This is a genomic window from Microcystis sp. M_QC_C_20170808_M3Col (assembly GCF_007095505.1).
In the GTDB taxonomy this organism is placed as follows: Bacteria; Cyanobacteriota; Cyanobacteriia; order Cyanobacteriales; family Microcystaceae; genus Microcystis.
This window is the reverse complement of sequence record NZ_SFBY01000195.1, coordinates 1-9,092: the sequence shown is the minus strand read 5'-3', so window position 1 is coordinate 9,092 and position 9,092 is coordinate 1. Positions and strand designations below refer to the sequence as shown.

At 41.4% G+C, this 9,092-nt stretch carries 9 protein-coding genes and 1 pseudogene; 5 read left to right on the top strand and 5 right to left on the bottom strand.

All coding sequences use genetic code 11. The features are described 5' to 3' along the window. The 3 genes and pseudogenes from EWV84_RS08680 to EWV84_RS08670 form a co-directional block, all read right to left on the bottom strand. A partial coding sequence (locus EWV84_RS08680) for a helix-turn-helix domain-containing protein (RefSeq protein WP_287077678.1) occupies window positions 1–118 on the bottom strand: 118 nt, incomplete at its 3' end. Between the two features lie 87 nt (window positions 119–205). Further along, window positions 206–994, bottom strand: a pseudogene (locus tag EWV84_RS08675) (glycosyltransferase); the annotation flags it as partial. Beyond that, on the bottom strand, window positions 991–1,650 hold the full coding sequence (locus EWV84_RS08670) for a D-glycero-alpha-D-manno-heptose-1,7-bisphosphate 7-phosphatase (RefSeq protein ID WP_287077675.1): 660 nt from the start codon (window positions 1,648–1,650) through the stop codon (window positions 991–993). The pseudogene EWV84_RS08675 and the gene EWV84_RS08670, both read right to left, overlap by 4 nt. A 602-nt stretch (window positions 1,651–2,252) precedes the next feature. On the opposite strand from EWV84_RS08670, the gene EWV84_RS08665 reads away from it, so the two are divergent. The 4 genes from EWV84_RS08665 (at window position 2,253) to EWV84_RS08650 (ending at window position 4,925) form a co-directional block, all read left to right on the top strand. Continuing rightward, window positions 2,253–2,888: a D-sedoheptulose-7-phosphate isomerase gene (locus EWV84_RS08665; RefSeq protein ID WP_287077674.1), complete on the top strand. Its 636-nt coding sequence runs from the start codon at window positions 2,253–2,255 to the stop codon at window positions 2,886–2,888. A 37-nt stretch (window positions 2,889–2,925) separates the two neighbouring features. After that, window positions 2,926–3,951 carry a GHMP family kinase ATP-binding protein gene (locus tag EWV84_RS08660; RefSeq protein WP_287077673.1) on the top strand — a complete coding sequence of 342 codons (1,026 nt, stop codon included), beginning with the start codon at window positions 2,926–2,928 and terminating at the stop codon, window positions 3,949–3,951. Between the two features lie 92 nt (window positions 3,952–4,043). Next, window positions 4,044–4,760, top strand: a complete 717-nt coding sequence (locus EWV84_RS08655) for a nucleotidyltransferase family protein (protein WP_287077672.1) — start codon at window positions 4,044–4,046, stop codon at window positions 4,758–4,760. 33 nt (window positions 4,761–4,793) lie between these two features. Next, window positions 4,794–4,925: a hypothetical protein gene (locus EWV84_RS08650; RefSeq protein WP_287077671.1), complete on the top strand. Its 132-nt coding sequence runs from the start codon at window positions 4,794–4,796 to the stop codon at window positions 4,923–4,925. 19 nt (window positions 4,926–4,944) lie between these two features. On the opposite strand, the gene EWV84_RS08645 is transcribed toward EWV84_RS08650, so the two are convergent. Continuing rightward, the gene (locus EWV84_RS08645) at window positions 4,945–5,853 is read right to left on the bottom strand and encodes a glycosyltransferase family 2 protein (RefSeq protein WP_287077670.1); all 909 of its coding nucleotides are present in this window, start codon (window positions 5,851–5,853) and stop codon (window positions 4,945–4,947) included. A 190-nt stretch (window positions 5,854–6,043) separates the two neighbouring features. Beyond that, on the bottom strand, window positions 6,044–6,712 hold the full coding sequence (locus tag EWV84_RS08640) for a glycosyltransferase family protein (protein ID WP_287077669.1): 669 nt from the start codon (window positions 6,710–6,712) through the stop codon (window positions 6,044–6,046). 867 nt (window positions 6,713–7,579) lie between these two features. Between EWV84_RS08640 and EWV84_RS08635 the strand changes: the two genes are divergently transcribed. Then, window positions 7,580–8,011, top strand: coding sequence for a tetratricopeptide repeat protein (locus EWV84_RS08635; RefSeq protein WP_287077677.1), 432 nt, complete (start codon window positions 7,580–7,582; stop codon window positions 8,009–8,011). Window positions 8,012–9,092 lie beyond the last annotated feature (1,081 nt).

Sequence of the window (9,092 nt, the reverse complement as noted above, 5' to 3'; positions counted from 1 at the left end):
CTTGTGTTCGTTCGTGGAGAGCTTTATTGTAAACTAATCTTACACAGCCCAAAGTGCGCCGCAATAGCGACTCTTGTTCGGGTGTGGGGTAAAATCGAAACGAATAGGCTTTTTCCATGGGGAGCATTTTAGCATATATTTGGTAAATGCGCTAGTATTTAACGGTAAAGCCGTCGTGAAACGACGGGGTTTCAGACCCAAAATTTTCGATGACTGGCAAGACTTCTAAAGCAAAAAAACGGGCGGCATCGATATTATGGGTAGAACTCATGGAACCGACAAAGACCAAATTATGACCGCCGGGATCCCGAGGACGATAGGGAAACATGGCTAAATCAACGCCATTAGGAACGATAGCCACCTTTGCTTCTGGTAGAATTTGTAATAATTGTTCGCGATCGTAATCGGTAGTAGCCACTAATTGCGAAAACTTGGCACAGTAACGTTTTTCGTACTGATAGAGTAAGGGCAGATAGAGAAAATCCCGCAGCGGATAGGCGGAGGCTCCTCTATCTAAATGATTGCGTGTCCAACCGTACACGGAACTGTGAATATCCACTACTGTTTTGACTCGCTGACGGTATTCCGGCCGGACAAAAATCTCGCTGATACTCTGAGCGCAGAGAATCACATCACATTTTTGCTGCTCGACGTATTCATCTACTCGCTCTTGAATGAGCGGCGAACGATAACTAAGAACACTAGCAGGGGTCATCTGTACTATTCCCTCCAGAAAGCGCCCTGTTTGACCGATTAGTTTTGTCAGTCCCTTGCCTGGAGCGGGAATTTGCCGGGGCGGAAATAAGACAAGATGATCGGTAAAGGTTTTGAGTTCTTCGATCTGAGTTTCCGTGACATTCTCCACCCGACGGGCGAACAGGGTGACATCGTGGTTTTGATGAAGACATTTGATCAGGTTAAAAGTTCTCCCCTCGGTTGCCCCGCGACTAGGTGGATAGGGAAATTTATTGCAAAAAAGGACTAATATTCTCATAATTCTGGTTCGGCAGCGGTTTTTGACAATAATTCTACCGTTTCCTTTAGTTGGCTATATACAGGAATCTGAACTGGGTATTTCTCGATCTCCCCAAGGGTGACTTTTCCTCGCCCTGTTAAGAGCAATACGGGCTGACAACCAGCTTCTAGGGCGCATTCTAGATCACTGGCCGCATCGCCGATAAACAACGAGCCGGCTAAATCGATTCCGTATTGGTGGGCGGCGGCCAGCAGCAGATAGGGGGAGGGTTTGCGGCACAGACAACCTTCGTCGGGATGGTGCGGGCAGATGGCAAGATCGTGAAAATGCACCCCCAATTGTCGGTATTCCTCGATCATGCGCCCGTGAATCGCCGCTAGATCATCCCAAGTGAAATAGCCCCTAGCAAGTCCCGATTGATTGGTAATGATGATCAGCAGATAGCCAGCATCCTGCCACTGTTTTAAGGCAGCCGCTGCCCCGGCGGGAATGCTCACCTGTTCTGGTTTACTCAGGTAGGGGATATAGTCTATAACTACCCCATCTCGATCGAGAAATAAGGCTTTGTTCTTTTTTGCTCCATCTTCGCTTTCGCGGTCAGAATTGCCAGGAGGTGGCGGATAGGGGTATTTTTGGTCGCCGTCATTGACGGAAATTGCGGGGAAAGGATTCATTATGTTGGACTTTTTAGAGTCGGGGACTAGAATTCTCAGTTCTTCTGTCAGGGACGAGAGCTTGAACCGATGGACAGACAAAATTTGCGGTATTGTCGCGATTTGTGCTACTTTTCTCGGCTAAATTGCTTCTCTTTACTATCTAGATGTCAGAGTATAGCAATCAGGGCATATTATACGCCGTCAGGCCTTTGGACTTTTGATTATATCAGCAGTATTGTCATGAATTGTTAACATTTTTGTTGGGCCAAACAAAAGGCCAAGACTGGCAAAGGTTGAATCCCCCGCTCAGAAATCCCTCGTCTCGGCCAGAATAGATCAAAAGTTTATTTACAAACAAAACAAATTGTGCTAAGGTTGGGGCGTTTGTGGTATATTCCCAGAATAACTGGCAAAAGATCACTCTTTTGACTCGATCGCTCTAGGTTTCTCTAGAACTATCATTGGCCTGTTTTTCTTGTCCCGTGATCAATTCTACCGTGCTAGGGTTTTTGTACCCAATTAATGGACAGCGATTCTGGTCTTTTGATACTATTCAATGTAATGACAGGATGATTGAGAGTTAAATTTATTCAACTAATAAAAATTGGAAAATCAAACCTATGCGAATGGTGGAAAAATCAAACAAAAAATTAGATAGTTTCCAGAGTGATCCGTCTCTGTCAATTTTAATCAAGACCGAATTGGAAGAAGCTTATAACCTGAAGAAAACCCTACTAACTGAGACAAAATATCTAGAAAAAATCCAAGAGATTTGCCAAGTATGTATCCATGCTTATCGCAACAACCACAAAGTATTAGTCGCCGGTAATGGAGGCAGTGCAGCCGATGCTATCCATTTTGGCGGTGAGCTGCACGGCCGATTTCTCAAAGAAAGACAGTCTTTGCCAGTGCGCGTTCTCAATAGCGATATCGCCAGTTTAACAGCAATCGCTAACGATTATGGTTACGAATATATTTTTAGCCGCCAGATAGAAGCGGAAGGAAACCCTGGCGATGTGTTTATCGGTATTTCCACTTCGGGAAATTCCGCCAATATCCATCAAGCTCTTAAAGTTTGTCAAGTAAAAGGTCTCACTAGCATCGGTTTAACTGGGGGGAAGGGATTAGCTCTAGAGGAAAAAACCGATTATTGTTTGATGATTCCTAGCACCAGTACCCCGCGCATTCAAGAAGGTCATGGTTTTGTTCTTCATACTATTTGTTTAGCGATCGAAGAAGCGCTCTTTCCCAACTAAAATCTCCTAGCAAAAAATCAACCGAAACAGCATACCCATGATTATCAGAACCAAAGCTCCTTTAAGATTAGGTTTAGGTGGTGGCGGCACCGATGTCGAGCCTTACTGTAGTCTTTATGGGGGTTACGTTCTCAACGCTACTATCGATCTCTATGCCTACTGTACAGTCACGGAAATTACTGACAAACAAGTCATTTTTGTTGCCGCCGATCGGGGAGAACAACAAATAGAAACCCTTCAGTTTCCTCTCCCCTATAACGGCGTTCTCGATCTGCACAAAGCGGTCTATAATCGTTTGATTAAAGACTTTAATCAAGGGCAACCTTTACCGCTGCAAATCACCACCTTTTCCGATGCGCCGGCCGGTTCGGGATTGGGTTCTTCTTCTACCCTAGCCGTGGCCATAGTTAAAGCCTTTGTGGAACTGTTAAAATTACCCCTAGGCGAGTACGATATCGCCCATTTAGCCTACGAAATCGAACGAATTGACCTAGGCTGGTTGGGGGGTAAACAGGATCAGTACGCTGCCACTTTTGGCGGCTTTAATTTTATGGAATTTTATGAACAAGATCGAGTCATAGTTAATCCTTTGAGAATTAAAAATTGGGTGATCAATGAATTGGAAGTCTCTTTGATTCTCTACTATACAGGCATTTCTCGCTACTCATCTCAAGTCATTGAGGATCAAATTCAGAATGTCCAAGAAAAAAATGAGCAGGCGATCGCCGCTACCCATCAACTCAAAAAAGAGGCAATTCTCTTTAAAGAAGCACTGCTTAAATCAGATTTTATGGGGATAGCAGAAATTCTGAGAACTTCTTGGGAAGCGAAAAAGAAATTATCCAAATTAATTAGTAATCCGCAGATCGATCACATTTATCAGGTAGCGAGGGAAACCGGGGCCTATTCGGGCAAAATATCGGGAGCCGGTGGCGGTGGTTTTATTATCTTTATGGTCGATCCTACCAAGAAAATCGAAGTAACTAAAGCTTTGAAAGCAGCAGGAGGCCAAGTGATTAATTTTCATTTTACTAAATACGGAACCCAAGCATGGACATTATAACAAGCCAAGGCTCGATGGGGAAGGATTATCCCTATAACCCTAAAAATAGTTTTTAAAAGATTGGCAATAATTCAGATTTTTGAGGTGTATCTATGGACGTAATTATTCTGGCAGGTGGGTTAGGAACCCGGTTGCGATCAGTAATCAACACTTTACCAAAACCCATGGCTCCCGTTGCCGACAGGCCTTTTTTAGAATATCTATTAGATTACCTAATCTCTCAAAAAATTAGCAACAAATTTTTAGTTTCTGTTGGCTATGAATATCAGAAAATTATCGATCATTTTGGCGATAATTACCAGGAATACGAACTAAATTATCTGATAGAAGATACACCCTTGGGAACTGGAGGAGCGCTCCGGTTGGCCTTAAATAAAATTGAAACCGAACAAGCATTAATTGTTAACGGAGATACCTTGTTTAATATCAATTTATCCGCCTTAATTAATTTGCATAATCAAAAAAAATCCCTGATAACCCTTGCTCTGAAGCCCCTAACTGACTTTGATCGTTATAATAATGTTCTGCTAGATGATGACCAAAAAATTATCGGGTTTGAATCCAAAAAATATCAAGATAAGGGCTATATTAATGGCGGTATATATTGTGTAGCAAAAAAAATATTGTCTGGCTTTGATCTGCCATCAAAATTTTCTTTTGAGGACGACTTTCTAAAAGTTTATACCGAGAAAATTCCTATCTATGGCCTTATTTATGACGAATATTTTATTGACATAGGCATCCCCCAAGACTATAATAAGAGTCAGATTGAATTCCCTAAACTTTTTAATTTCCGAAATCGGGTTTAACCTCGTGATTAAGAGACTTTTTGTTAAGAAATAATGAAGCAGAGAGTAGTTAAAGAGGAAACCCTGACAGCATATAGCTTATACAGCCAACTTCAATTGAGCCTAGTAATGGATAAAGCCTATCTCGGTGACTTGAGTGATTCGGAAATAAAACCCGATTGGTAAAGGATATCACAATAATTAGTCATGCTTTCCGGAGACTTTTGATTTTGGTCTTGATGCCATTGTATAACTCCTCGAAGACAAGATTCCAGAAATAACCATACTGGGGAAATCGCTTGACCAGTAAAGCATCGGAAGGAAAAAGAATTCTTGGGCTTTTCATGGAGTAAGGTCTGACTATATATCTTATTTGACTGGGTTCGGGCATCCAATGGCCGATATACATATCTTTTTGAAAAAACTTCGCTTGCAGAAACAACCCTAAAGCTCTATCAAATCCCCAGAGAGGCAACCAAGTTAAAATTTCTCCTATCCGCATACTGCGGACAAAATCATCTAAGGCTTCTTTCACCAGGGTTGTTTTCCAAATATTATTATTGAAAGGTTCTAGATGATAGCCATGAAAATCTTTTCTTTTGGCGTAGGGCCATAAAGCTAGTCTTAACTCGAAAGGATTATCCAGGGGAGCGATAGGAACTTCCACTAAATCTTGGTATTTATCTTGTCTTTTTCTAGAGATATTTAACTGATTGATAGCGGGTAGCTCTGGCCAGGGAGCTTTAATTCTTTCCTCATCGAGATAATCAATTCCCCCCTTATGGAGACGTAAGAGCCAACTTTGGGGAAAATTATCAAAGTAATCTTTCGCTAAGGCAACCACTTGGGGATGCAAGAAATCATCATCATCGAGAGCCAACACATATTGACCAGAAGCATTGAGAAGACCGACGGCTCTCTGGGCTGTTTCTCCCTGATAAAGACTATGAAAAATTTTGACTCTGGGGTCTTCTACGCAAGGGGTAACTGCCCCGGGAGGATAAACCCAAATAAATTCTACTTCCCCTTGAATTGCCAGAAGTTGTTGCAACCAATATTCGGAAAATTTGCCCAGAGTTGGAGTAACGATTGATAGAATTGGTGAGTTGATCATGATTAGCTGACTATCCCTCTTTTCCTAGTCGATAAAGTACATATTTTTGGGGAACTTCCCTGAGATTGGTAATCACCAGATTCCACATATATCCATACGGGAGCATTTCACCTTTGTAGGCCCTAAATTAGGTTTTATGTCAAGCTATTTTGAAAGCCTTGCTAGAAGCCAGTTTTAGCGACAGGTATAATTACTCGCTTGCATAAATGAGATGCTCCCTATCCATAAATAAACTAACGATATATTTGCCGGTTGCCTGTACCATTTGAGGGAGCCAGACTTTTTTATCAAAATTTTTAGGATGAGGGCTGTGATGATCTTTTCTTTCGCGCACAAAGCACATCAAATCTAACTTTCTTTTGTCAAAAGGAACGATGGGAATTTCCTTTAAGTAGCCACTTCGATCTGAGCCATCCTGATTTTTGGAGCTTTTATCCCACACAGTTAGTTCTTCTATCCGGGGCAGCGGTTGCCAGGGACTGCTCAGTTCTTTTGTTTCCCCATACTGAAATCGCTGAGTACAGAGTCTCATCACCCAGCTATCTGGAAATCGCTGGAAATACTGTAGAACCATGGTCAAGATATCGGGATGAAGCAACTCATCACAATTAATGGTTAGTGTGTAAGGTGCTGTCGCATTCATTAACCCACTAATTCTTTGAATAATTTCTCCCCGCAAGGGACTGACTATTTGCTGTACCCTGGGGTCGGACGTGGGATACTTAGGTGCTCCTGGTGGATGAACCAAGATAAATTCTACTTCTCCCTTGACCTCGGTCAGCGCATTAAACCAGTGGTCAGTAAATCCCTCTCTAGTGGGAATAACAATTGATAGGCTTGGTGTTGACACCTTGTCCATGATAAAAAAATTTTTTCCTCTATTTTTTGATGCCATTGTATCATAGTTCTCCGGCAACAAGGAAAATTTCTGGAAGATTGGAAGGCTGAGAGGTCAAGAGTGGGAATTCAAGAAAAATAAAATCGATATTCAACTTGTTTCCCATCCTAAAAACTGATTTCTAGGTTTTTTTATCCTTGAGAAATTAATCATGCCCAAAATCCGAAGTACTGGTAGTCTGATAAGCTTATATAGCAAGCATAAGGGCAAATATTAACTAATATAAAATCGTGACTAAATCAGCATTTCTAGGACTTCCCTGGGGGGGAATTACGGTTAGGAACTTTTTCTATATACATGACCACTATTCTAGCAAATAGAGAGAATTTTTGTCTATTAAGAAATTCTACAAATTCCATGGGTACATCAAGAGAAGTTAATGGGTGCATCCATTGATGGATAAGGGTTTTCGGCTGTTATAGCTGAACTTCCCTCGTATAAATATACTAGCTATGCCTAAAAGTCTTACAGAGCCTGAGTTAAAGCAATGTAATACTAGTTAAATACTGGCTACAAACTCCTGAAATCGTTACGCAGATAGGGTTTGAGGCAAAATTTTTTAAATTTGACCCTTCGACCATTATAGCTTGTTTCGGGGCAGAAAACCAGCAAAAACATGGCTACAGAGGGAATCGCTGACTCTAGAGATTAATGAGACCATCTGTTATAATAAGGTTAGCGATCACTATACAGCCAACTCTAGGTCATCGCTCTACTCCAGATACAGTCAACGGTACAGCCATTTTCAAAGGTAAAATGTACCCAGTGACAGCTTGTCAATTTTTTCTTAGAAGCGACCTGCAGTAAGGGTTTTGTTAATTTTTTAGTATTTCTGTATGGGGGAAGTCCAGTTATAGTAGATATGTACGTGGGAAGTTCAGTTATAATTTCCGAGGAGAAATTTACAAAAGACAAAAACGCTATCCCGAAGCTCTCCAAGACTATCAAAAACTTCTCGAACTGGACGAAAAAAATCTGATTGCGATTACCAATATCGGCTTAATTCATTACGAACAAGGCGATCTAAACTTGGCTAGTAGCCAATTTCAAAAAAGTCTCGAAATTAACCCCCAATCTGCCGAAAATCAACTGGCTCTCGCTGTTACTCTCTACCGTCAAGGCAATACGGGGAAAGCGATCAAACTCGCTAAAAGCGCGCTTAAAATCGACCCTGAATTTTCTCAGGTTGAAACCCTGCAAAAAAATCTCTGGGGTGATAAAATCATCGCCGATGCTCGGAAACTACTCTCCCAACTGTAGGATAATTCCCTGAGACTTTTTGATACCAGAGCCGTTTTTAATAGTACGATTAACTGCCAATCTAACTTTAAAAACCCACTTCCCACTCCCCACTTCCCAATATTTTATTACCTTTTAAACAGGATTTCGTATGATTACGACGACAATCTTCTTCGCAAAATCTTGATTATTCTCCTTTCGATCGAGCTTAAAAAATTTTTTTTCCCAGTACTTGACAACTTATGTTAAGTTGATAGTGGCAGTTGCAAGAAATTAACCCCCAGTTCTCACCTAGGAATTGTTAAGATGAGGAATTTTTTCTCGTCGGTTTCTAGTGGGAAGAATGGAGTTGAAAACGATTACCTGTCCAACTCGATCCCAGTCCCTTGGTAGAGTGACTGACGGATAAGCTCGATCTGTTTGCAGATTTAGCTAGTTTTCTCGTCGCTAGTCATTCAATGATCAATGGGGAAAGATCGAGCCTACCTAATTTTAACTATCTTCTCTCCTCCCTAATCAAACAATGCCTACCATGACCTTAGTGTTACCAATGATGTATCTACTGGTGATCTACCTCTTACTAGCGATCGCCAAAAAAGCTAAAATCAACTCCTAATCACTGATCAGATTTGAGTTTTAAGTGAGCAGTATTATAGCGTTTCTCAGATACATGAGGTTCGTTCTTGCAGCTGAAATAGTGGGACTTAGGCGTTTTCGGTCAGCAAAAAAGGCTCAAACCATTACGGGACAAAGGGTTAACCTCGATTTATGATTTTCCTTGATATATCTGGGTTTCAGCGATTTTGGGCTTGGTCGAAGTAAATCCTAAGCGGGGATTGGAGTTGAGGCTTTTCTCGATTTGTTTTTTGTCTAAGTCCCAATAGTTGATTAGCAAGTATTGTAAAGTTTCAATACAAATATAGTCAGATATAGTCAGACATGGTAATATATAGACAGGAAACTATCAGACTAGGCAAAAAAAGCAGGAATAAGTTATCGAACGGCTTGGAGGTGGTGGAAACAAGGGAATTTAACAGGCTATCAATTGCCTTCTGGTACAATTATCATAACGGATGACAACCCTTCAAAACCCGACGCTGAG